Genomic DNA, 23,554 nt, shown 5'->3' on the forward strand with positions numbered 1-23,554 from the left:
GCCGATGCCGGATTCTGTCTCGATCAGGTGGGGTTGCTGGGAATGTTGCCGCCCAGCTTCTTGCTGAAACATCAGCTGCCGATAAAACGGTAGCCGATACCGGATTCGGTCTCGATCAGGTGGGGTTGCTGGGAATGTTGCCGCCCAGCTTCTTGCTGAAACATCAGCTGCCGATAAAACGGTAGCCGATGCCGGATTCGGTTTCAATCAGGCTGGGTTGCTGGGGATTATCCCCCAGCTTCTTGCGCAGGCTGGCGATGACGATGCGCAGGTAGTGGGTATCTTCCTTGTGGCTCGGTCCCCAGATGTCGTTGAGCAGCTGGGTCTGCATCACCAGCTTGCCGGGATGGCACACCAGCGCCTGCAGCAGGGCAAACTCCTTGCGAGATAAGGGAATTTCCTCATCATGCAGGCTCACCTTGTGGCTGCTGGCGTCCAGGGTCAGGCCACATTGCGGGAAGTGGCGGCGTTCGCCGCTGCTGACTCCGGCCCGCTGGCGCAGCAATACCCGGATGCGGGCCATCATCTCCCCAATGCCGAACGGCTTGCTCATATAGTCGTTGGCGCCGGCATCCAGCAGTCGCACCTTCTCCTGTTCCGAATCCCGCGCCGACAGTACCAGTACCGGATTCTGGTGATGCTCGCGAATGGCTTGCAGTATCTGAATGCCATCCCCATCCGGCAGGCCGAGATCCAGGATCACCAGATCGGGATTGAGATGGCGATACAGCTCCAGCCCTTCATTGACCCCTACCGCCTCGCTGACCTGATGCCCTTCGGCAATCAGGCTGATACGCAGAAAGCGGCGAATCGCCGCTTCATCATCTATGACCAATATGTGAGCCATCTAGTCTCCTGAGGCGAACATTGGGGGAGGGCTGAGGCGAGGGAAAATAGCACTCTCTGCCATCGCTGTGAGCCATATGCGGACCATTATACCTCAGGTGCGTTGAGGGCAAGCGGCAGCGAGATGCGCATGCAGGTGCCGTTGCCATTGGGACCGGAGAATGCCCAGATACGGCCGCCATGGGCCTCTATCATAGCGCGAGAAATGGCGAGGCCAAGCCCGGTGCCTCGACTGCCGCAATCGCCGACAGGCTGGGTGTAGAACAGATTGAAGATCTTGTCCCGGTCCGACTCGGCGATGCCTACCCCGATATCTATGATGTCGAGGATGAGGTCCGGATCCGCCAGCATCACCTTGAACTCTATGGGGGTGCCGGCCGGTGAGTAGCGGGAGGCATTGTCGAGGATATTGACCAGCACCTGCTCGATAAGGGCGCCGTGCACATAAAGCTGGGGGATCTGCTGATCGAAGTGCACCAGCAGCTTGTGCTGACGCCAGGAAGACTCCAGCCGCTTGCGGGCACTCTCCACCAGATCGGCCAGGTCGACCCAGTCGCGTTTCAGCTGGAAGTCGGGTGAACCGATGCGGGTCATGTCCAGCAGGTTCTGCACATAGCTGTGCAGGCGGCGCGCCTCGTCCTGCACCGAATGGAGCAGTTCGCTGCGATCCTCCGGGCTGATCCTGTCACCGTACTCCAGCAGGGTGCTGCCAGCCCCCATTATGGTGGCGAGCGGGGTTTTCAGGTCGTGAGAGACAGACGAGAGCAGGGCGGCGCGCATCCGATCCGTCTCTGCCTGCAACTGGCTGTCGGCCAACCGTTCGTTGAGATCGATCCGGGCCAGGGCCGCTCGGATGTCGGTGAGCAGGGCTTGCAGCTGGTGCTCGGCAGAAGAGGAGAGCGGATTGGTCAGCAGGATGCCCAGCACCAGCTCATCGGTGAGATGGTGATATTGCGCGTCGGCGGCATTGAGCGTCGCCGTGTGGGCTCCGGCACTCTGTTTCTGGGCCAGACACCAGTCGATGGCGGCTTTGTCGGTCTGGCCAGGCTCAATTTTTTCCGAACCAGCCCTGTGTTGATAATGCTGGTCGAGGGCAAAGACGGGTTGAGCCAGGGCCAGGGAGATGGCCTGGGTGCCTTGCCTGAGTACCTCTTCCGGACTGCTGGCGGTGGCCAGCCCCTGGCTCAGCGACAGCAGGGCATTGCCGAGCTGCTGGGTTTCACGCAAGCCCACCAGTTGCTGCCGCTGGCGGGAGGCGAGCCGTCCTGCCGTCATACCGACGATAAGCAGTACCAGCAAGGTGAGCAGGTCACTGTGTCTTGCCACGCTCAGTGAAAAATAAGGGGCGGTAAAGAGCAGGTTATGGCCGACAAACCCCAGCACGGCCGCCAGAATGGCGGGCACCAGGCTGGTGGTGAGTGCCGTCGCCAGCACCCCCAATACGAACAGCAGCGGCAGGGAGGCAGGGGGCAGCCAGTGAGAGAGTCCCCAGGCGGCAGCCGATGTCAGCCCCATTATGGTCACTGCCAGCAGACTCTGGCGAATGTCCTTGGGGTGAAGCGGCTGCAATCCTATGCCGGGTTTGCGCTTCTCGGTATCCACCAGCGTGATTTCGAGCCCTTGTGCCTGTTTGAGCAGGTGTTGCACCAGGGAGCGGCGCCAGGGGGCCTTGTGGGGTTTGCCGAGCAGTAGTTGTGAGACCTGTTGCTGCTCGGCCGTTTCCAGCAGGGTACTGGCTACCGCCGGGCTGGAGAGGGTCAACACCTTGGCCCCTAGGTGGGAGGCCAGCGCCAGTGCCTGCTCCAGCTCGGCGGAGCGTTGTCCCTTGCTGTCGATATGGACCACCAGCCAGGGCAGCTGGCGGCGCTGGGCGAAACGGTGGCCGTAGCGCACCAGTGCAGAGCCGTGCTGATCACCGAGGCAGACCATCAGCTTGCCTCGCAACGGCAGCGTTGTCTTGCCTGCGGCTTGCCACTGCAGTTGCAGATCCCCCTCCACGTGGCTGGCGGCGGTCTGCATCGCCAGCTCGCGCAAGGCGGTCAGGTTGTTGAGGGAGAAGAAGGACTGCAGGGCGGCCTTGGCCTGATGGGGCACATAGACCTTGCCCTCCTTGAGTCGGCCGAGCAACTCCTTGGGGGGCAGGTCGATCAGCACTATGCTGTCGGCCTCCAGCAGCACCTGATCGGGCAGGGTCTCCTTGACCCTGACACCGGTCAGTTGCCACACCAGATCGTTGAGGCTCTCGAGGTGTTGCACGTTGAGGGTGGAGTAGACATCGATGCCTGCCCCGAGCAGCTCCTCCACATCCTGCCAGCGCTTCTCGTGGCGGCTGCCGGGGGCATTGCTATGGGCCAGCTCATCCACCACCACTATGGCGGGTTTGCGTGCAAGCAGCGCATCCAGATCCATCTCCTCCAGACGTTGCTGGCGGTGGAGATGGAGTTTGCGTGGCTGGATGGCAAGCTTGTCGAGCAGGGCCAGAGTCTCCTGACGGCCGTGGGTTTCCACTACGCCGATCAGGATATCGACCCCCTCTCTTGCCTGCTCACGCACTGCCTGCAGCATGGCGTAGGTCTTGCCTACGCCGGGTGCGGCACCGAGGAATACCTTCAGCTTGCCCTTGTGTTCTTGCTCCAGGCTCGCCAGCAAGGCGTCGGCCCTTGCCTCATCACGCATCCCGGTGCTCCCGCTCCAGACCTGCCGCCTTTACCTCATCACGCATTATTGTCCTTATCGAGCAACCGCTGGCTCAGTTCGAAAATATGGGTCATCGCCAGCCGCATGTGCCGGACTTTGCCTCCATCAGGCATCCTTGCCCTGATCGAGCAACAGATTCAGCTGAAGGATATTGACCACTTGCGGGCCAAGGATACCAGCTTGTGTCGCCGACTTGACCTGCTCCGTCAGCAAGGCGGGGTCCAGCCCTCGCTGCTTGGCCACTCTGTTCACCTGAGCCAGCACGGCATCCACCGGCAGATGGGGGTCGAGGCCTGAGCCGGAGCGGGTCAACATGGCCGGTGACTGGACATCACCCTGTGCCTTGGCGAACTCGCTACGCAATGGTGAGCTGACGCCCAGGTTGCTGCCGCCGCCACCTATGGTGGCGAAGTCACTGGCGGAAGGACGGGAATGAAAGTACTCGGCCCGCTCGAATTTCTGCGCCAGCAGGGCGCTGCCAACAAACTCTTGCTTCTTGTTGGTCAACTGGCTGCCGTTGGCCTGCCAGGGAAACAGCAACTGGGCCACACCTGTCACTGCCAGGGGATAGCTGACGCCCAACAACAGGGTCAGGGTCAGCAGGGTTCTGATTGCGATCATGATTTTCTTGCTCCAAACAGGTTGATGGGATGCAAGCCTGGCTTGCACCCCGCTATGTCGTTACACCAGACCTAGGCCTGTGATGACCCGGTCGATCAGCTTGATGCCGATTAATCGGGTGCACCAGCAGGCCATGGACGCCATGGATTCAGCGCCTTGTGCCCTTGTTCCTACACCAAGCCCAGGCCGGTAATGACCAGATCGATCAACTTGATGCCGATAAAGGGTACCAGCAGACCCCCGACACCGTAGATCATCAGGTTGCGGCGCAGCAGGCTGGCAGCCGTTCCCTTCAGACTGACACCGCGCAGGGCCAGCGGTACCAGCGCCACTATGATCAGGGCGTTGAAGATGATGGCCGACAAGATGGCGCTTTCGGGGCTACCCAGCTGCATCAGGTTCAGCGCACCCAGTTGCGGATAGGCAGCGATGAACAGGGCCGGCAGTATGGCAAAGTACTTGGCCACGTCGTTGGCGATGGAGAAGGTGGTCAATGCTCCCCGGGTCACCAGCAACTGCTTGCCGACCAGTACCACGTCCAGCAGCTTGGTGGGGTTGGAGTCGAGATCCACCAGGTTGCCCGCCTCCTTGGCGGCCTGGGTACCCTCGTTCATGGCCAGACCCACGTCAGCCTGTGCCAGCGCGGGCGCATCGTTGGCACCGTCACCGCACATGGCAACCAGACGTCCGTCCGCCTGCTCCTGGCGGATATAAGCCAGCTTCTTCTCCGGCGTTGCTTCTGCGATAAAGTCATCCACCCCGGCTTCGGCAGCGATGGCGGCAGCGGTCAGCGGGTTGTCACCTGTGATCATCACTGTACGGATCCCCATGTGACGCAGGATCTGGAAGCGGGCCTTGATGCCTGGCTTGATGATGTCCTTGAGGAACACGACTCCCAGCAGCTTCTCGTGAGTGCAGACCAGCAGCGGCGTGCCGCCCTGACGAGCTATGTGATCCACAGACTTGAGGATTACCTCTGGCACTGCCTTGCGGTCGAGGGAGAGGTAGTTGAGTACCGCATCCACAGCCCCCTTGCGATATTGGTGACCGTTGCGATCCAGACCGCTCAGGCGGGTCTCGGCACTGAAGGGGATCACCTTGTCGCTCTCCAGCTGGCTCGGCTTGGCCATGCTCTTGCCCGCCAGGGTCAGGATGGACTTGCCCTCCGGCGTATTGTCGCCGAGGGAGGCCAGCATGGCCGCCTGGGCAAGCAGTGAGGGATCCACCCCAGGTGCCGGGATCAGCTCGTCTGCCATGCGGTTACCGAAGGTGATGGTGCCTGTCTTGTCCAGCAACAGGGTGCGCACGTCACCGGCGGCCTCCACGGCACGGCCTGATTTGGCTATCACGTTCAGCTTCACCAGCCGGTCCATACCGGCGATACCGATGGCGGAGAGCAGACCGCCTATGGTGGTCGGTATCAGGGTGATGAAGAGGGCGATCAGATAGAGCCTGGGTACCTGGGTGCCGTTGTAGTTGAGGAACCAGGGCAGGGTCGCCACCACCAGCAGGAAGATCAGGGTCAGACCCACCAGCAGGGCGTCGAGCGCCATCTCGTTCGGGGTCTTCTGGCGCTTGGCTCCTTCGACCAGGGCTATCATCCGATCCAGCGTGCTTTCACCCGGATTGTTGCTGACGCGTACCCAGATCTCGTCGGAGACCACTGTGGTGTTGCCAGTCACACCACTGCGGTCGGTGCCGGATTCGCGGATGACGGGGGCAGATTCCCCCGTGATGGCGGCTTCGTTGACCGAGGCGATACCGGCGACCACTTCACCATCGGCCGGGATCATCTCGCCGCTGCGTACCAGCACCAGATCGCCTTTCAGCAGGCTGGTGGCAGGCACCCATTCGCCCTGACCATCTTTTGCATCGGTCACCCGACGTGCCTTGAGCTGGCTCATGCCCGCCTTCAGACTGTCGGCTCTCGCCTTGCCACGACCTTCGGCCAGGGTCTCGGCAAAGTTGGCAAACCAGAGGGTCAGCCACAGCCAGGCGGTCAGTTGCCAGGCCAGACTGGGGGCGACCCCAGACAAGGGTTGCCCCAGCAGGGACTCCACGGTTGCCATGACGGCAGCCAGCCAGAGTGTGAACAGAATAGGGCTGCCAAACAGTGCCTTGGGATTGAAGCGGTAAAGCGCTTCGGCCATGGCCTGCACGATTTGCGAGCGTTGCTTTTTACCCTTCACCTTGTCGGCATGGGTTGTGATGGATATGGACTTGCTCATTGAAAAGCTCCCAGTATCAAATAGTTGACCATTCGCATCTGTGATGTGATCGCGCTGGCGTCGTTCATCAGAACGCTCCCTGCATCAGGCTCAGATGCTCGGCTACCGGTCCCAGCGCCAGTACCGGCAGGAAGGAGAGGCCACCTATCAGCAGTACTGTGATGATCAGCAAGGTAATGAACAGCGGGCCGCGGATCGGGAAGTCACTCTCACCTGTCTCCTGGCGCGGGGCGCGGGCGAGCTGACCTGCGATGGCCAGCACAGGGATGATGTAACCGAAGCGACCGAGCAGCATGGCCAGGCCGATGGCGATGCATTGCCAGCTATCGGCGGCTGCGAGACCAGCAAAGGCGGAGCCGTTGTTACCCGCGGCCGAGGCATAGGCATAGATCAGCCGTGACAGCCCGTGGGGGCCTTCATGACCTATGATGGTGCTGGCATCCGGCATCAGCAGCGTCACCCCGCCGATCACCAATACCCCGACTGGCATCACCAGCATGCTGGCGACAACCCATTTCATCTCAGTGATACCGAGGCGCTTGCCCAGATAGGTCGGGGTGCGCCCCACCATCAGGCCGCAGAGGAACACGGTCAGCAGAACGAACAGCATCATGCCGTAGATACCGGCACCCACACCGCCAAAGACCACTTCACCGAGCAACATGTTGAACATGCCGACCATGCCGCCGAGGGGGGTGAAGCTGTCATGCATGGCGTTGACCGACCCGTTGGAGGCGGCTGTGGTGGCGACTTCCCAAATGCTGGAGAGCACAGGGCCGAACCGGCTCTCCTTGCCTTCCCAGTTGCCCATCTGAGTTGTGAGTTGAGTCAGGTTCGGGTCCGGCTTCATCTCCTGAGTAACAGAGAGACTGAGCCCCAGCACGAACAGCAACGCCATGGCGGTGAGGATGGCGCGGCCGTGGCCCGTGTCCTTCACGTAACGGCCCAGAGTGCAGACCAGCGCGGCGGGAAGGGTCAGCAGGGCGACCATCTCCAGCCAGTTGGAAAGGGCGGTCGGGTTCTCGAACGGGTGAGCCGAGTTGACACCGAAGAAGCCACCACCGTTGGAACCGAGCTGCTTGATGGCAATTTGCGAGGCAGCGGGGCCCAGTGGCAGCAGTTGCTCCTGACCTTCCAGACTGTGGAACGGCAGGTAGGCAGACAGGCTCTGGGGCACACCCTGCCACACCAGCAGCAGTGCCATGATCAGCGCCATCGGCAACAGTACATAGAGGCAGAAGCGCACGAGATCCTGCCAGAAGTTGCCAAGGTGTATGGTCTGCTGGCGGGAGATGCCGCGAAACAGGGCGACGGCGACGGTCGCACCGGTACCGGCGGAGACGAAGTTCTGGGTGGTAAGCCCCACCATCTGGCTGAAGTAGGAGAGGCTGGCCTCACCGGAATAGGCTTGCCAGTTGGTGTTGGTCATGAAGCTGACCGCTGTGTTGAAGGCCAGTTCCCAGTTCAGCCCTGGCAATTGCTGCGGGTTGAGGGGAAGCAGGCCTTGTGCCATCAGGATCAGGAACAGCAGACCGAAACCGGCACCGTTGAAGGCCAGCAGGCTGAGGGCGTAGGACTTCCAGTCCTGCTCCCGTCCGTCCGTGCCGCAGCAGGCCAGGGTGGCGCGCTCGATCGGCGACAGCCAGCGGCTCTTGCCTTCAAACACCCGATATATATAGCTGCCAAGCAGGGGTGCTGGCAGCAGGACCAGCAGCACAAAGGCTACCGGATAGATCACTTCTTGCCACATATCAGATCCCTCACTCGTGGCTGCGCGTTAACGCGCGCAACAGATAACCCATAAGGGCGAGGACCAGCAGCAGATATAGCCAATTCATATCGACTCCATTGAAATAATTAGCTGCAAGAGTCGACGTAAAACAGCATCGACTCCGTTGGTGTAGTTGACGCTGAAAGGGTATGTAAAACAGGCGTAAAGGCGCCATAAAGCGGCATGGGGCGGGCGTAAAATTGGCGTAAAAAGCGCAGGTTTGTCGGGCTGGCGAAGGGCAGATATGAAAAAAACCGGCCTAGACCGGGTTGCTAGGAAGAGGGCGAGAGGCTTAATGCATTGTCACTAACTCTTCTGCGCTGGTGGGATGGGGATAGCAACGCAGTTATTGAAGCCAGCCTGATGGTGTGATGAGGCTGGCTTCACGCACATTTAGCGCATGGTCACGAACTCTTCCGCGCTGGTGGGATGGGGATAGCAACGCAGTTATTGAAGCCAGCCTGATGGTGTGATGAGGCTGGCTTCACGTACATTTAGCGCATGGTCACGAACTCTTCCGCGCTGGTGGGATGAATGGCCACGCAGTTGTCGAAGTCCGCCTTGGTAGCCCCCATCTTCATGGCGACACCGAAGCCTTGCAGGATCTCGTCCATGGCAAAGCCGATGCCGTGCAGACCGACCACTTTTTCTTCCGGCCCGACACAGACCAGCTTCATGCGAGTGGGTTGGCGATGCTGTGTCAGTGCCGAATACATGGCGGTGAACTGGCTGCGGTACACCTTCACCTGACTCTCGCCATACTCGGCGATGGCCTCCGGCTCGGTCAGGCCTATGGTGCCAATGGGGGGGTGGCTGAACACCACTGTCGGTACCAGATTGTAATCAAGGTGCTCATTGGGCTTGTTGTTGAACAACCGCTCCGAGAGGCGACGACCTGCGGCGACGGCCACCGGGGTCAGCTGGATGCGACCCGTGTTGTCACCCACCGCATAGACGTTGGCGACGGCGGTGTTCTGAAACTTGTCGGTCGGGATAAAACCCTTGTCGTCCAGTTCGATGCCGGCTGCTGTCAGGTTGAGATTGTCGGTGGCTGGTGTGCGGCCAATGGCCCAGATCAGGCAGTCGACCGTGAGGTGGCGACCATCTTCCAGCTGCAGTGTCAGACTGTCATCAGCGTTCTTGATTACCGCTTTGGGAGTGGCATGGATGTGCAGTTTGGGCCCTTCTTGCGCCATGATCTCCACCAGGGTCTCGTGGATCATGGGATCGAAGTTGCGCAGCGGCGCGTGTTTGCGAACCACCAGATGGGTTTCACTGCCGAGGGCCTGCATCACGCCAGCAATTTCGACCGCGATATAGCCAGCACCGACCACGGCAACCCGCTTGGGCTGCGCCTGCAGATCGAAGAAACCATCAGAGTCGATCCCCAGTTCGGCGCCGGGAATAGTGGGTACTTCAGGGCGGCCACCGGTGGCGATCAGTATGTGATCGGCAGTGAATTGTTCACCATTGACCTCGATCGTGTTGCTATTGACGAAGCGGGCGAAGCCTTTGACGACGGTGATCTGGTTTTTGCCCAGCACATTCTGGTAGGACTGATGGATGCGGCCTATGTAGGCCTGGCGGGACTCGACCAGCTTGGCCCAGCTGAATTGATTGAGTGTGGTATCGAAGCCGTAATCGGCGCCATATTTCAGGGCATCGGCGATCTGGCCTGCATACCACATGGCTTTCTTCGGTACACAACCGACGTTGACGCAGGTTCCCCCCAACTCTTTGGCTTCAATCAGGGCAACTTTTTTGCCGTACATGGCAGCCCGGTTCGCCGAGGCGATACCGCCACTGCCGCCGCCGATGGCGATATAGTCAAAATGCTGTGCCATTGCGAGATTCTCCGCTCATTAAGAAGGCAATCACAGCATGATGGGGATAAAGCGGCTGGCTCACAAGAGCCAGCACTCAGTTATGTTGGATTGGCAGGCGAATATGGAACTGGGCGCCATTGCCCGGCTCGCTGGCACAGCTGATGCGGCCTTTCAGCAACTGCACGACCAGGTTGTAGATGATGTGGGTGCCGAGCCCGCTGCCGCCCTGGCCTCGCTTGGAGGTGACAAAGGGGTCGAAGATGCGCGGTAATATCTCGGGTGGGATGCCGCAGCCGTTGTCGCTGTAGTTGATCAGCAGCTCTTCACCCTCTTGTTCCACCTTGATGGTGATCTTCTTGGGCTTGTCCCAGTTGTCGAAGCCGTGATTGATGGAGTTGAGGATCAGGTTTGAGTAGATCTGGGTGAAGCTGCCGGGGAAGGAGAAGATCGACAGCTTGGGATCGCACTGGATATCCACCTCGCACTGGGCCTTCTTCAGCTTGTGACCGAGGGAGACCACCACCTGATGCAGGTTGTCGGCGAGGCTGAAGTTGTAGCGTGCCTCGGACGACTGATCCACCGCCACCTGCTTGAAGCTGGCGATGAGCTCAGATGCGCGGCGCAGGTTGCCCTGCAGCAGCTGCATGGACTCGTCGAGGTTGACGGTGAACTCGTTGAGATAGGAGCGCGACAGCTGCTTGGATTCGATGTGCTGCTTGAAGTCGGCTACCCGCTCCTGCAGGTAGGAGGAGGCGGTCACGCTGATGCCGATGGGGGTGTTGATCTCGTGGGCGACCCCAGCCACAAGGGAACCGAGTGAGGCCATCTTTTCCGATTCCACCAGGGTTTGCTGGGCCTGTTTCAGATCGTCGTATGCCCTGCCCAGTTGATTGTTGGCATCGCTCAGGCTGCGGGTCCGTTCTTCCACCTTGCCTTCCAGCAGCTCGTTGAGCTGAATGATCTCCCGCTCAACCTTCTTCAGGCGGGTGATGTCATAACCGAATCCGATCAGATACTTGAGGTTGGGCCCTTCGTAGAAGGGGGCGAAGGTCCACTGCAGTACCAGCTCATGGCCCTGCTGGTCATGCATGATGACCTCTTTATCCTCGATGGCGCCGTGATCGGCCAGGGCCAGGGTCAGGTCTTCCCGCTGCTCCTGGCTGACAAACAGATCCAGCCAGTTGTGCTGCAATATTTCCTGCTGGTGGTAGCCGGTCAGCAGTATGGCCGCCGGGTTGATGCTGGCGATGTTGAGATCCGGCTCCATGCAGCAGATGACCATATTGGCAGAGTTGATCAGGGTGGCGGAGAAGTCCCGCTCCTGTTGCAGCTGTTCTGCCGCCTGATGACGCGCCGCAAACTCATCGTTCAGCCGTGTTCGCATCTGGTTGAGGGTGGCGACCAGGGTATCCAGTTCATCGGGTTTCTTGCGGGGCAGAGGGCGGCCTTCCAGCGTCAGTTCGACAGCCAGCCTGTCCAGATTGAATTTTTGGGCGTAGTTGGCGATGCGGTTGATATGACGCACCACCAGATAGTAAATGATGATCAGGATGCAGAAGGAGACCACCAGCGTCTTGATGGTCTGACTGACCAGGATAAGCACGGACTTTTCGATAAGGCGCTGATAGATCTGCTCGAGGGAGGCTGCGACGAAGAGCTTGCCAACCACTTCACCCTGATAGGTGAGGTTGAATTCACGGGAGATGTCGTAGCTTTCCCGTTCGACCCCCTGAGTCAACAGCGGGACTTCCGAGTTGCCGAGCATCTCCTTGACCATCACGAATTGCATGTTGGGCAGGTTCATGATGCCTTCGATCTGCACCTTGACCTGCTCTTCATCCAGATTCCACAAACTGGCGGCGATGGGCTGCAGGAAGGAAGCTTCGATCTGGCCGATGCTGCTTTCAATGACAGCGACATCTTTACGGTAATCCCAGGCAAGCTGAAGCGCCGTAATGATCATCGCCAATACGGTACTGCACACCAGAATATAGGAGAGCAGTCGGTATGAGAGTCCGTTGCGGCCGACGGCCTGCGCGGTCTTGGAGAAGAGTCCTGACATGGCGTCCTTGCGGTCTGGATATATTGCCATTTAGTTTAACTGCTTCATGCACTTATGTCGTGTTTCGTTAGCGTGATAAAAATAAGGCCCCGAAACGGGGCCTTGAGCAGTCAATTTGAGTATCAGTGACTCCCTTTCGCTTTGGGCGGAATGGATTCATCAAACACCGGCAGGGGTTTGTGTTCGGAGGCCAGGTAGGTATAGATCACCGGCAGCACGAACAGGGTGAAGATGGTGCCGATCGCCAGACCGGCCACGATCACGATACCGATACTGAAGCGCTGGGCCGCACCGGCACCCGCGGCATACAGCAGCGGGATCAGACCCGCAATCATGGCGGCCGTGGTCATCAGTATGGGGCGCAGACGCACCTTGGCTGCCTGCATCACGGCTTCCATCCGGTTCATGCCATGCAGCAACTGCTCTTCCTTCGCCACTTCGCAGATCAGAATACCGTGCTTGGTAATCAGACCCACCAGGGTGATAAGGCCTACCTGGGAGTAGATGTTCATGGTGGCCATGCCCCATGCCAGCGCAATCAAGGCGCCACTGATGGCAAGAGGGACAGAGACCATGATGACCAGGGGGTCACGCACGGATTCGAACTGGATAGCCAGCACCAGGAAGATGATGGCCAGGGCCAGTGCAAAGGTGGCGTAGAGCGCATTGCCCTCGGTCACGAACTGACGGGCTTCACCCATGAAGTCGTAGCGATAGCCTTGCGGCAGCTTCTCTTCGGCTGTGGCCTTGAACCAGTTGATCGCATCCCCCATAGCCACGCCCGGTGCCGGTACTGCGCCTATGGTGGCCGAGTTCAGCTGGTTGAAGTGGGGCAGGGCACGGGGCTCACCGACTACTTCGATACTGATGAGGCTCCCCAGCGGGATGGATTTACCGTCAGCCGCCCGCACGTAGTAACCCTTGATGGATTCCGGGTTCATGCGGTACTTGCGCTCGACCTGCGGGATCACTTCATAGGAGCGGCCATCCAGGTCGATACGGTTGACGTAACCGTCCGCCATCATGGTGCCCATTGTGATACCTATGTCCTGCATGGTGATGCCGTAGGCACCGGCCTTGTCCTTGTCGATCTTGATCTTCATGGTGGCGGAGTCGTAGTTCAGATCGAGATCCGAATAGACGAACTGGCCGTTGGCCTGGGTGGCCGCCAGCATTTCACCGGCGATCAGGAACAGGCTCTCGAAGCTCTTCGGCGTCGTGATGACGAACTGGATCGGCAGACCGCTCGACGCACCTGGCAGTTCCGGGAACTGGAAGGTGGTGATGGCCATGCCGGGGATGTTTTTCACCAGATTGGCAACCCGGTCCAGCACCTCTTTCTGGCTCGCTTCACGCTGGCTCCAGGGTACCATGGAGGCGATACCAAAGGCCTGGTTGGCATTGAACACACCGGAGAAGACCTGGGAGTAGGCGATTTCCGGCTGCTCATCCAGGATCTTGTTCACGTCCGCCATGGTGTTTTCGATGTAGTCCAGGTTGGCGTTGGACGGTGCCGTACCCAGCACGGCCATCACCCCCTTGTCCTCCGACGGAGCCAGTTCACTGGGGATGAATTTGAACAGCAGCGGCAGACTCCCAAATACGATGACGGCAAACACCAGGACCACGATGCGCTTTTGCATCACGGCGTGCAGCATGCTGTCGTAGCGGTCTGTCATCCGTTCCAGCAGGTGATGAACCGTGCTCTCGAACTTGCCCGGCTTTTCGTTGGCCTTGAGCATCTTGGCGCACATCATGGGCGATAGAGTCAGGGCTATGATGCCGGAGACAAATACTGCCCCCGCCAGGGTCAGGGCAAACTCCTTGAACAGGGAACCAGTGATGCCGCCCATCAGGGCGATCGGCGCGTACACAGCCGCCAGGGTGACCGTCATGGCGATAACCGGCACGGCTATCTCGCGGGTCCCTATGATGGCGGCCCGGAAGGGTTCCTCCCCCTGTTTGATATGCCGATCGACGTTCTCCAGCACCACTATGGCGTCATCCACCACCAGACCTATGGCCAGTACCATGGCCAGCAAGGTCATCAGGTTTATGGAGAAACCGAACAGATCCATCATCATCACTACGCCGATCAGACTGAGCGGTATTGTGATGATCGGGATGATGACGGCACGGAAGGAGCCAAGGAACAGGGTGATCACCACCAGCACGATGGCAGCTGCTTCCAGTATGGTTTTGATAACCTCGTGGATGGACTCGTTGATGGCGATGGTTGAGTCATACAGCACATTGGTCTGCATGGTGCTCGGCATGTTGCTCTTCAGGCTTGGCATCAACTCCAGTACATCGTGGGCGATGTTGATGGGGTTGGCAGTCGGTGCTGCGTTGACCGCCATGACCACGGCTTCGCGACCATTGGCACTGGCGCGATAGATGTCGTGGCTCTTCTCCAGCGTCACCTTGGCGATGTCGGAGAGGCGGATCACCTTGCCGTCACGGGTGGCGACGACCAGCCGTTTGAGCTCGTCGGTATCGCTGACCTGGGTTTCGGCATTGCCGTTGAACAGGGTGAAGTAACCCGTCGCCTGACCGGTGGCTGACTGATAGTTGTTGCTGTTGAGCACAGTCATCACGTCGCTGGCGGTCAGGTTGAAGGCTGCCATCTTGGCCGGATCCAGCCATACCCGCAGGGCAAATTCGACCCCACCGTAGAGGTCAACCTTGGACACACCGCCCACGGTGAACAGCTGCGGCTTGATGACCCGTTCCAGATAGTCGGTGATCTGGCTGGAGTTGAGCTCCGGGCTGGTGAAGCCAAGATACAGCACTGCCGTGGTCGAGCCGGTGGAGGAGGTAACCGAAGGGTCTTCCGCCTCTTTCGGCAACTGGGAGCGTACCGAGTTGACCTTGGCCAGTATGTCGGAGAGCGCGGCGTTGGGGTCCGTGTTCAGCTTCATGAAGGCCGTGACAGTGGAGCTGCCCAGCTGACTGGAGGAGGTCATGAAGTCGATGTTGTCGGCTTGTGCCACCGCCTGCTCCAGCGGCTGGGTGATGAATCCCTGGATCAGGTCTGCACTGGCGCCATAGTAGCTGGTGCTGACCGTGATCACCGTATTGGTCACCTCGGGGTATTCCCGTACCTGCATCTTGAAGATGGCCTGAAAGCCCAGCAGGGCGATCAGGAAGCTGAGCGAGATCGCCAGCACAGGCCGTTTTATAAATATGTCAGTAAATCGCATTGCAGATCTCCGCGCTTACAGCATCGGGGTTTGTGCCGGAACGGCCAGGGCATCGTTTTCGACCACGTGCACCTTGGTGTCGTTGCTCAGGCGAACCTGACCCGACAGCACTATCTGGTCTCCAGCCTTGATGCCGGACAGCACATGCACGTCATTGCCGCGACGCTCACCCGCCTTGACCACTACCTGCTTGGCCCGTTTCACGCCGTCCGCCTCATGGATGACATAGACGTTCTCGCCATACAGGGTGAAGGAGATGGCGGATTGCGGGATCACAACCTGGTCTTTTACCGTGGGCAGAATGATGCTGGCGCGGGCGAACATGCCGGAACGAAGCTGACCGCCGTTGTTCGGGATGTCAGCCTGTACCTGGATCAGGCCGCTCTGGTAGTTGACTGCGGGTTCAATGGCGGTGATATGCCCGTCAAATTGCACTTGCGGATAGGAGTCCACATTGATCTTGACGGTCTGGCCCAGAGTGATTTTGGAGATATCGGTCTGGGGCACGGTGAAGCGCAGGCGCATCACACTGGTATCTTCCAGCCGCACTATGTCGGTACCCGGTTGCAGGTACTGGCCGAGGAAGACGTTACGCAGACCGACCACGCCACCGAAGGGGGCACGTACCTGGCGACGGGCAATGGTTGCCTTCAGGCTGTCGATGTCCGCTTCCAGTGAACGGTAGCTGGCTTCGGCATCATCCAGTTGATCCTTGGAGATGGAGCTCTTCTTGTAGAGGTTCTGGAAACGCTCGAACTTGGCTCGCGCCGCCGGCAGCTTGGCCAGGGAGGCTTGCAGATTGGCCTTCTCCACGCTGGAGTCCAGGCTCAGCAGCAGCTGCTCAGCCTTGACCGGTTTGCCCGACTCGAAGGTGATGGCATCGATTGTGCCTGCCAGTTCGCTGGAGAGTGTCACCCCCTGATTCGGCTCGATGAAGCCGATTGCCTCTATGGTCGGCACCCAGTCCTGGGACTTGGTCACCATGGCGGTGACGGGGAACTCGGGCTCAGGCCGGTTGGCCATGAACTCTGCAATCTTCTTCTGTTTGAACATATTGAAGCCGATGACGCTGCCAAACAAGACGAGCGCTATCAGCAACATGATGGCCATCCACTTTTTCATGAACAGACTCCTGAGGTGGAAAAATTGGGGGTTAAAATGGCATTCCAGCTGGCCCGGATCGCGGCTTCCAGCTGTTCTTGCGTCAGCTCAAAGTGATGAACCTGGCGTTGTAGCGCCAGAGTTCCCACACAGTCCAGACTCAGCACCTGCAGTGCCCGGACGGGTAGATCGATAAACAGACCCTGTTCACGTCCCCGTTCGAAGAAGCGATCCAGAGGCGCCCAGGCGGCCATGATGACCGGGTCTTTCTCCAGTTCGGCTCCCAACGGGGAACACTCATATTGCAACTTGCATTTGAGTGCGTTGGGGTCGTCGGCAAAAAAAGCGTGGATGTTGAGCCACAGACGCCGAAATTGCTGAAATGACACCTCCTCTATCTGCACACCTTCCATGACCAGGGGATGACACTGGAGGATACTGTGTTGATAGAGCTGGCGGATCAGGTCATCTTTGTCACTGAAGTAACGGTAGATGGTGCCCGCTGCCACCTTGGCTTTCTTGGCAACCACGGCAATGGACAGACCGTGGAAACCCTGCTCGCCGAGAATTTCATGAGCCGCATTGAAAATGCGTTCTTTCTTGTTCATGACTCGATTATCATAACGGCTGAATGAACGTTCATTCATTTTAGGGGGGCATTAAAGCAAGTCAAGTTCCACTGCTGGATGCATCACCATTAGGGGGGGAACAAATTAGCGTTGCAGAGCTGGATCCAGCCTGAATGAAACAAAAATGGTGAAAAAGCGCCATAAACGATGGAAAAACAAGCGGTTGATTTGGCGGGAGCAAAAAAGTGTAGACAAGCCTGCCCCCATCATCAATAATGCGCCCCGTTCGACAGCGTAGCGCCCGTAGCTCAGCTGGATAGAGCGCTGCCCTCCGGAGGCAGAGGTCACAGGTTCGAATCCTGTCGGGCGCACCATTTAAAGTGCGCCGGTTAAACGGGCGTGTTGTGGAACGAAAACAGCTGTGGTGGCTGTAGCTCAGTTGGTAGAGTCCCGGATTGTGATTCCGGTTGTCGTGGGTTCGAGCCCCATCAGCCACCCCATTTTACAGCTTGTCAGGTATGCGAAGGTGGCGGAATTGGTAGACGCGCTAGCTTCAGGTGTTAGTGCCCCCCGGGTGTGAGGGTTCGAGTCCCTCTCTTCGCACCATACTTGCTGTATGATGAAGATGACCGAAAGTAGTTGTCTTGATGTTTTGAAAGAGTGTGCAGTGAAAAAATTGTCTCGGTGATTAGCGCAGCCCGGTAGCGCATCTGGTTTGGGACCAGAGGGTCAAAGGTTCGAATCCTTTATCACCGACCATCTTCAGAAAAACCTCGCTTCGGCGGGGTTTTTCGCTTTCCGGCGTTTCTTCTCTTCCCCACCTCTGTGTTTGTCACGTCTGTTTACACTTCTGTTGGCACTTTCCTGTCACCGCTTCGGGTATGCTGGGCCGCAGACCCACAGCAAAGTGGGCATTATTGAACACTTTTCAGGCCAAAATGTCATATGCACCATAATACAGTTCGCGCCAGCACGTTGGCGCTGGTTGTCGTGGCCCTCAGCGGCTGCTCGTACAAACCCAAGCCGGATGAAATCCTGATGGGCGCAGCCCCCAGGCAGGCCATCGATGCTCCTTCTGCCCTGATGACCAGCGGTGGTTTTTGTGTGGGATTGAATGCCCAGGATCAACTGATCACTCAACCTTGTGAAAAGATAACCCGACAGCAGTTCAACTGGGATGCCGGCGCCCTGCAGCTTGAGCAGCGCTGTCTGGTGGCCAAGGGGGTGAGCGAGCTCGTGCTGGCCGAGTGTCAGGATGATAGCCGCCAATGGCAGTGGCAGGCGGATCGTCTGCTCAATCACAAGGTTGATCGGTGTCTGGATGTCGCCGGTCGTCGCCACAAGCCCGGCACACCACTCCGGCTGGCGGAGTGCTACGGGGGTGCCAACCAGAGTTTCGAGTGGAAGAGTAGCGCTAGCATGCTGGAGCAGTTGAATCTGAAAAGCCTCATCTGGTGAGGGGATAGGGGATGTGGGACAGGTTGCAGGCTGAGGGAGATTTCGCCTGTGTCTCGATTTGAAATATCTGCCAAACAACATGGATACCAGAGTCGTGGTATCCATGTTGTCACGGGTCAGGCTGCGCCAGCAGTACTGAGGGCGAACAGCTGCTCCAGATAGACGGCAACCCCATCTTCGTCCGAGCTCAGGGTCTGCTCATGTGCCGGCAAGGCGAGCTTGAGACGGTCGTGGGCATTGCCCATCACAACGCCACGGCCCACCATGTCCAGCATCTCGAAGTCGTTCATGCCATCCCCGAACGCGACGGCCTGAGACATATCCAGTCCATGCTGTGCCAGCACGGCGCGCACGGCATTGCCCTTGTGCACCCCGGCGTGCATCACTTCGAGGCAGTCCGGCAGGGAGAAGGTGACGTTGAGTCGATCACCATAATGCTGGTGGAGGTGAGCCTCGATCTGCAGCAGTTTTTCGTGCTCGCCGATGTAGAAGACCTTGTTGACCTTGTCCATCGGATGGGTGGCGAGGTCGGTGAGGCGGTAGGTGAAGCCGGACTCGTCATGGAATTGCAGCAACCAGGGCAATTCCTCTTCTACCAGCCATTCGTCGCCATAGTAGACATTGAGGTGAATGGAGGGGTCGCGATCCAGTGCGATCAGCTCGGCGGCCACGGCAGCTGGCAGCGCCTGATTGAAGATGAGTTGATCCTGCTTGTCGTGCACCACGGCACCGTTGGAGGTGATGAGGTAGATGTCCAGCCCGAGCGTGTCGCGAATGCTGCGCACGTCCACATGGTGCCGGCCTGTGGCCACCACGAACTTGATCCCCTGCTCCACCAGACGGTGCAGGGTGTCACGGGTGCGGGGGGAGATCTGGTGCTGCTTGTTGAGCAGGGTGCCATCGAGATCGGATACAACTACCTTGAACATCATTACCTCGGCATCAAATGAACGCCGGGGCAGTGTACCCCAGCGTTTTGCGTCACCCCATTTATTTAGGGATCCAAAAAATAACCAGCGCTAGAAGCGCTCGAAGAACGCCAGGGTCGCGCTCAGTGCGGCCTGGCGCTGAGGGTCTGCCTCGATAAACAGCTCATGCCAGGCGCCCTCTATCCGCAGCGGTTTGCCCCCTTCACATCTGGCCTTGGCACAGAAAGCATCCTGGGCGGCATTGTCTACCACGCTGTCTTCCCCCGCCTGCAGCAGCAGCAGTGGCGTCTTGATCCGATCAGCGGCGGCAATGGCGGTATCTCCAGCGGCTATCCCTTCGCGGATCCAGTGGGCGGTCACACCCCCCAGCTTGATTTGCGGGTGCTGTTCGTAGAGATCGCGAAACGCCTGATAGCGCGGCGCGCTGTGGCTCAGGCCATTATCGGCAAATTCGTGTGACTGGTAGCTGCCCTGGCCGGGACCATAGGGTGGTTCGCCCAGCCAGCTGCCGACCGTGTCTATGCTGGCCGCGAGCCCCTGTGCCAGCCATTTGGGCAGACCGCCGAGGTTGATGCCCATCATGGGGGAGGAGAGCACGGCCGCCTTGATATCATCCGGCCAGCGTTCCAGGTAAAGCGCCGAGATGGCACCGCCCATGGAGTGAGCCAGCAGGAACAGTTTGGCGGGTTGGTCTGCCATGATGACCTGGTCGTGGAACTGTTTGAGATCCACCACATAATCTTCGAAATCAGCAACATAGCCTTTCTGCTTGTCGGCCAGCATACGGTCGGACAAGCCCTGTCCCCGGTGATCGATGAGGTAGAGGCTGTAGCCCTGGCGCCACAGATCCCAGGCCAGTTCCTGATACTTGAGATAGCTCTCGACCCGACCATTGACGATGACGATGGCGCGATCCACCTTGGCCTGGCGCAGGGCGGCATAGCGGATGGTGACGCCATCTCTGGCCTTGAACTCCCCCTCGATAGCATGTGTACGCCAGAAGTCGGGCAGCGTTTGCTGGTAAAGCGCGGGGACCTCGGCTTCGGATGTCAGCGGATAGGGATTGGTCACGGCAAGGGCTCCGGCAGAAAACAGGGTCAGTGCCAGCAGGGGCAGACAGTTAAATTTCATCGGTTGGATACTCCATATCCAGGGGATCTTCCTGTTGTGCAGCCCAGCCCTTGCGGGTCAGCTGCATCCGTTGCCACCAGGCCTCGTCCGCCAGAATTTCACCGGCCGGGCCGAGCTGGGGATAGGGCATCTCTTTCTCTTTGCAGAGCTGGGCATAGATGGGGTAGCCCCCCTCGAACAAGATAGTGTTCTGTTCTTCAAGCGTGAGGGGACAGCCGCGCTGATAACAGCCCGCCAGCTCGCGCTGACGCTGTGCCTCGTAGAGGATGGCGGCGGTAGCCACCGAGACGTTGAGGGACTGCACCATGCCCACCATGGGGATGACGATATGGTGATCGGCCAGGGCCAGCGCCTCTTCACCGATGCCGTGTTTCTCCTGACCCACCAGAATGGCGGTGGGTCTGGTGTAGTCGATGGTGCGAAAGTCCACCGAGCTCTCCGAGAGGTGGGTCGCCACTATCTGCATGCCGGAGGCTTTCAGCTCGGCCACGGCGCTGCCGATATCCGGGTGCAGCTTCACATCCACCCAGTTCTGGCTGCCGCGGGCCGTGCCCTTGCGCTTGTGGATCCAGGTCTTGGGCCAGACGGCATGCACCCTGTGGATGCCAATCGCATCGGCGGTACGCACTATGGCGGCCAGGTTGTGAGGTTTATGAACCTCTTCCATGCAGACGGTCAAGTCGAGCTGACGCTGGGCCAGCATGTCGGAAATCCGTTTAAATCGTTCAGGAGTCATATCAGTTTCTATAGGGTGAGGCGGGTGTGCCAAGAGTGCGCAGCAAGCGGGTTGAGCCGGGTTGAGGCTGGGTCAGTATGATACTGATTTGCTTGAGGCATTCGGGGATCATGGCTTATCTCTATAAAAGCAGCAGGCGGCTTGCGCCGCCTGTTTTCAGTTCTTTTGTCGGCTCACCTTGAGCACATTGGGCATCACGCGGATCTTGCGCATGATGTTGGCCAGGTGGATGCGGCTCTTGGTGGTGATGAGCAGGGTGACCAGATAGACACGGCCATCCTTCTCTTCGGTGCTGATGGCGTGAATGTTGGCGCCGGTGGCGGCAATCACGTTGGCCAGCTCGGCCAGCGCACCCTGATGGTTGACTATCTCTATGCTGATGCCGGTGCGGAATTCCTGCTCCTGATCCTTGTCCACCTCCCACTGCACCGGCAGATACTTGTCCGGCTCGCGGCTGTAGCCCTTGATGTTGCGGCAGGCTTCCTGGTGGATCACCAGCCCCTTGCCCGGGCTGATGTGGGCAATGATGGCATCCCCCGGGATCGGGCGGCAGCAGTTGGCGAAGGTGACCAGCATGCCATCGGCACCCTTGATCGGCATCTTCTTGCTGCTGGATTTGGGCTGCTCTTCCGGCGGCAGTTCATCCCCCAGCATACGGCGCGCCACCATGACGCTCATGGCGTTGCCCAGGCCCACGTCGGCCAGCAGACCTTGCAGGTTTTCGTGTTTGGTATCGGCCAGCACCTGCTTGATGCGGGGTTCCGGAATGTCTTCGATGTTCTTGGCGCCAAGTGCATGGTTGAGCAGGCGGCGGCCCAGTACCACAGACTCTTCGGTGCGCAGATTCTTGAGGAATTGGCGGATCTTGGATCTGGCCTTGGTGGTCACCACGAAATTAAGCCAGGCCGCATTGGGGCGGGCGCCCGGTGCCGTGATGATCTCTACCGTCTGCCCCGAATAGAGCGGGCTGCTGAGGGGGTAGGGATGTCTGTCAACCCGTGACCCCACACAGGCGTGGCCGATATCTGTGTGTACCGTGTAGGCGAAGTCCACCGGCGTGGCACCCGTGGGCAGCTCCATGATGCGACCTTCGGGAGTGAATACGTAGATCTCGTCAGGGAACAGGTCTGTCTTGACCCCTTCGATGAACTCAAACGAGCTGCCGGCACTCTGCTGCAGCTCCAGCAGGCTCTGCATCCAGCGCTGGGCGCGGATCTGGGCCGTGGTGCCCGAGCTGTCGCCATCCTGCTTGTAGGCCCAGTGAGCAGCAACCCCTTTATCGGCCATCTGATCCATGAACTCGGTGCGGATCTGTACCTCCACCGGCACCCCGTGGGGTCCCACCAGCGAGGTGTGCAGCGACTGATAGCCGTTGGTCTTGGGGATGGCGATGTAATCCTTGAAGCGACCGGGGCGCGGCTTGTAGAGGCTGTGCATCTGCCCCAGCACCCGGTAACAGGTATCTATGTCCTTCACTCTGACGCGAAAGGCGTAGATATCCATTACCTCATGAAATTGCAGCTCTTTTTTTTCCATCTTGTTGTAGATGGAAAACAGGTTCTTCTCGCGGCCGCTCACCTGGGAGTCGATGCCGGCCTCATGCAGGCGGCCCTCGATCTCGCTCTGGATGGAGTCGATGATTTCACGGCGATTGCCGCGGGCGCGGCGTACCGACTCTCGCAATACCCGTGAGCGCATGGGGTAGAGCGCCTCGAAACCCAGCTCTTCCAGCTCGTTCTTCATGGTATGAATACCGAGGCGGTTGGCGATGGGGGCGAAGATCTCGAGGGTTTCGCGGGCAATGCGGCGGCGCTTGTCCGGCCGCAGCGAACCCAAAGTACGCATATTGTGGGTGCGGTCGGCCAGCTTGATCAGGATGACCCGGATATCCTGGGTCATGGCCATCACCATCTTGCGGAAGTTTTCGGCCTGAGCTTCTTTGCGATCGCGAAACTTCAGCTTGTCGAGCTTGGAGACACCGGCCACCAGTTCGGCGACGGCATCGCCAAACAGTGCGGCCAGATCGGCCTTGGTCACGGGGGTATCTTCGATGACGTCGTGCAGCACTGCGGCCATCAGGGTTTCGTGATCGAGTCGCATGTCACCGAGAATGCGGGCAACGGCAACCGGATGGGTGATATAGGGTTCGCCACTGGAACGCATCTGTCCCTGGTGGGCATCACGGGCCACCACATAGGCTTGCCTGAGCTTCTCAACCTGCTCTGGAGGCAGGTAGGAACTGGCTATTTCTTTAAGATTTTCAAATAAATACAAGACAGTCCCCGCAGCGGTGAAACGGCAATCCGTGGAATTGAGGAATAGTCCTGAGTTTGCGAGGTTTTCGAGCGGTTGTAAATGGGAAGAACAGTCGGCACC

The 23,554-nt window shown here is 59.0% G+C and carries 15 protein-coding genes and 4 tRNA genes; 5 read left to right on the forward strand and 14 right to left on the reverse strand.

Features of this window, described 5'->3' with window-relative positions; translation table 11 throughout:
* Positions 1–163: 163 nt before the first annotated feature.
* The 10 genes from GWQ31_RS15430 to GWQ31_RS15475 all read right to left on the reverse strand — a co-directional run bounded on the left by GWQ31_RS15430 (position 164) and on the right by GWQ31_RS15475 (position 16,963).
* Complete coding sequence (locus tag GWQ31_RS15430; protein WP_058395532.1) at positions 164–847, reverse strand: response regulator transcription factor; 684 nt, start codon at positions 845–847, stop codon at positions 164–166.
* An 86-nt stretch (positions 848–933) separates the two neighbouring features.
* On the reverse strand, positions 934–3,522 hold the full coding sequence (locus GWQ31_RS15435) for a sensor histidine kinase KdpD (RefSeq protein ID WP_270688599.1): 2,589 nt from the start codon (positions 3,520–3,522) through the stop codon (positions 934–936).
* A gap of 126 nt (positions 3,523–3,648) precedes the next feature.
* Positions 3,649–4,164: a potassium-transporting ATPase subunit C gene (locus GWQ31_RS15440; RefSeq protein ID WP_275909723.1), complete on the reverse strand. Its 516-nt coding sequence runs from the start codon at positions 4,162–4,164 to the stop codon at positions 3,649–3,651.
* 170 nt (positions 4,165–4,334) lie between these two features.
* Complete coding sequence (gene kdpB / locus GWQ31_RS15445) at positions 4,335–6,392, reverse strand: potassium-transporting ATPase subunit KdpB (RefSeq protein ID WP_042873548.1); 2,058 nt, start codon at positions 6,390–6,392, stop codon at positions 4,335–4,337.
* Between the two features lie 67 nt (positions 6,393–6,459).
* Positions 6,460–8,142 (reverse strand): potassium-transporting ATPase subunit KdpA, encoded by a 1,683-nt coding sequence (gene kdpA, locus GWQ31_RS15450; RefSeq protein ID WP_059112350.1) that lies wholly within the window; start codon positions 8,140–8,142, stop codon positions 6,460–6,462.
* A 515-nt stretch (positions 8,143–8,657) separates the two neighbouring features.
* On the reverse strand, positions 8,658–10,007 hold the full coding sequence (gene gorA / locus GWQ31_RS15455; RefSeq protein WP_265463065.1) for a glutathione-disulfide reductase: 1,350 nt from the start codon (positions 10,005–10,007) through the stop codon (positions 8,658–8,660).
* A 76-nt stretch (positions 10,008–10,083) separates the two neighbouring features.
* Positions 10,084–12,081, reverse strand: a complete 1,998-nt coding sequence (locus GWQ31_RS15460; RefSeq protein ID WP_265463066.1) for an ATP-binding protein — start codon at positions 12,079–12,081, stop codon at positions 10,084–10,086.
* A 92-nt stretch (positions 12,082–12,173) separates the two neighbouring features.
* The gene (locus GWQ31_RS15465; RefSeq protein WP_275909724.1) at positions 12,174–15,254 is read right to left on the reverse strand and encodes a multidrug efflux RND transporter permease subunit; all 3,081 of its coding nucleotides are present in this window, start codon (positions 15,252–15,254) and stop codon (positions 12,174–12,176) included.
* Between the two features lie 15 nt (positions 15,255–15,269).
* Positions 15,270–16,376: an efflux RND transporter periplasmic adaptor subunit gene (locus GWQ31_RS15470; RefSeq protein ID WP_059112353.1), complete on the reverse strand. Its 1,107-nt coding sequence runs from the start codon at positions 16,374–16,376 to the stop codon at positions 15,270–15,272.
* Positions 16,373–16,963, reverse strand: a complete 591-nt coding sequence (locus GWQ31_RS15475) for a TetR/AcrR family transcriptional regulator (protein WP_059112354.1) — start codon at positions 16,961–16,963, stop codon at positions 16,373–16,375. Before GWQ31_RS15475 ends, GWQ31_RS15470 begins: the two co-directional genes overlap by 4 nt.
* A 258-nt stretch (positions 16,964–17,221) precedes the next feature.
* Here GWQ31_RS15475 and GWQ31_RS15480 point away from each other — a divergent pair.
* The 5 genes from GWQ31_RS15480 (at position 17,222) to GWQ31_RS15500 (ending at position 18,382) form a co-directional block, all read left to right on the forward strand.
* Positions 17,222–17,298 (forward strand) — tRNA-Arg (locus tag GWQ31_RS15480).
* 50 nt (positions 17,299–17,348) lie between these two features.
* Positions 17,349–17,424: transfer RNA gene (locus GWQ31_RS15485), tRNA-His, on the forward strand.
* Positions 17,425–17,444: 20 nt separating this feature from the next.
* Positions 17,445–17,530: transfer RNA gene (locus GWQ31_RS15490), tRNA-Leu, on the forward strand.
* A gap of 76 nt (positions 17,531–17,606) precedes the next feature.
* A tRNA-Pro gene (locus GWQ31_RS15495) sits at positions 17,607–17,683 on the forward strand.
* 186 nt (positions 17,684–17,869) lie between these two features.
* Positions 17,870–18,382 (forward strand): ricin-type beta-trefoil lectin domain protein, encoded by a 513-nt coding sequence (locus GWQ31_RS15500; protein WP_275909725.1) that lies wholly within the window; start codon positions 17,870–17,872, stop codon positions 18,380–18,382.
* Between the two features lie 116 nt (positions 18,383–18,498).
* Here GWQ31_RS15500 and GWQ31_RS15505 read toward each other — a convergent pair whose 3' ends face one another.
* The 4 genes from GWQ31_RS15505 to spoT form a co-directional block, all read right to left on the reverse strand.
* Complete coding sequence (locus GWQ31_RS15505) at positions 18,499–19,311, reverse strand: Cof-type HAD-IIB family hydrolase (RefSeq protein WP_275909726.1); 813 nt, start codon at positions 19,309–19,311, stop codon at positions 18,499–18,501.
* A 90-nt stretch (positions 19,312–19,401) separates the two neighbouring features.
* Positions 19,402–20,442 (reverse strand): alpha/beta fold hydrolase, encoded by a 1,041-nt coding sequence (locus GWQ31_RS15510; protein WP_005319476.1) that lies wholly within the window; start codon positions 20,440–20,442, stop codon positions 19,402–19,404.
* Entirely contained in the window at positions 20,432–21,178 is a 747-nt protein-coding gene (trmH, locus tag GWQ31_RS15515) for a tRNA (guanosine(18)-2'-O)-methyltransferase TrmH (protein WP_275909727.1), read from the reverse strand. The genes GWQ31_RS15510 and trmH overlap by 11 nt, the downstream gene beginning before the upstream one ends.
* A 156-nt stretch (positions 21,179–21,334) precedes the next feature.
* Positions 21,335–23,452 carry a bifunctional GTP diphosphokinase/guanosine-3',5'-bis pyrophosphate 3'-pyrophosphohydrolase gene (gene spoT, locus GWQ31_RS15520; RefSeq protein WP_096119794.1) on the reverse strand — a complete coding sequence of 706 codons (2,118 nt, stop codon included), beginning with the start codon at positions 23,450–23,452 and terminating at the stop codon, positions 21,335–21,337.
* Between the last annotated feature and the right edge of the window lie 102 nt (positions 23,453–23,554).

The organism is Aeromonas sp. 2MA4 (genome assembly GCF_029237305.1).
Taxonomy (GTDB): domain Bacteria; phylum Pseudomonadota; class Gammaproteobacteria; order Enterobacterales; family Aeromonadaceae; genus Aeromonas; species Aeromonas salmonicida.

Bases quoted from the DNA above. Each gene is read 5' to 3' on its own strand.
- GWQ31_RS15430 (WP_058395532.1), bottom strand. From the start codon at position 847: ATGGCTCACATATTGGTCATAGATGATGAAGCGGCGATTCGCCGCTTT.
- GWQ31_RS15435 (WP_270688599.1), bottom strand. From the start codon at position 3,522: ATGCGTGATGAGGCAAGGGCCGACGCCTTGCTGGCGAGCCTGGAGCAA.
- GWQ31_RS15440 (WP_275909723.1), bottom strand. From the start codon at position 4,164: ATGATCGCAATCAGAACCCTGCTGACCCTGACCCTGTTGTTGGGCGTC.
- kdpB (WP_042873548.1), bottom strand. From the start codon at position 6,392: ATGAGCAAGTCCATATCCATCACAACCCATGCCGACAAGGTGAAGGGT.
- kdpA (WP_059112350.1), bottom strand. From the start codon at position 8,142: ATGTGGCAAGAAGTGATCTATCCGGTAGCCTTTGTGCTGCTGGTCCTG.
- gorA (WP_265463065.1), bottom strand. From the start codon at position 10,007: ATGGCACAGCATTTTGACTATATCGCCATCGGCGGCGGCAGTGGCGGT.
- GWQ31_RS15460 (WP_265463066.1), bottom strand. From the start codon at position 12,081: ATGGCAATATATCCAGACCGCAAGGACGCCATGTCAGGACTCTTCTCC.
- GWQ31_RS15465 (WP_275909724.1), bottom strand. From the start codon at position 15,254: ATGCGATTTACTGACATATTTATAAAACGGCCTGTGCTGGCGATCTCG.
- GWQ31_RS15470 (WP_059112353.1), bottom strand. From the start codon at position 16,376: ATGAAAAAGTGGATGGCCATCATGTTGCTGATAGCGCTCGTCTTGTTT.
- GWQ31_RS15475 (WP_059112354.1), bottom strand. From the start codon at position 16,963: ATGAACAAGAAAGAACGCATTTTCAATGCGGCTCATGAAATTCTCGGC.
- GWQ31_RS15500 (WP_275909725.1), top strand. From the start codon at position 17,870: ATGCACCATAATACAGTTCGCGCCAGCACGTTGGCGCTGGTTGTCGTG.
- GWQ31_RS15505 (WP_275909726.1), bottom strand. From the start codon at position 19,311: ATGTTCAAGGTAGTTGTATCCGATCTCGATGGCACCCTGCTCAACAAG.
- GWQ31_RS15510 (WP_005319476.1), bottom strand. From the start codon at position 20,442: ATGAAATTTAACTGTCTGCCCCTGCTGGCACTGACCCTGTTTTCTGCC.
- trmH (WP_275909727.1), bottom strand. From the start codon at position 21,178: ATGACTCCTGAACGATTTAAACGGATTTCCGACATGCTGGCCCAGCGT.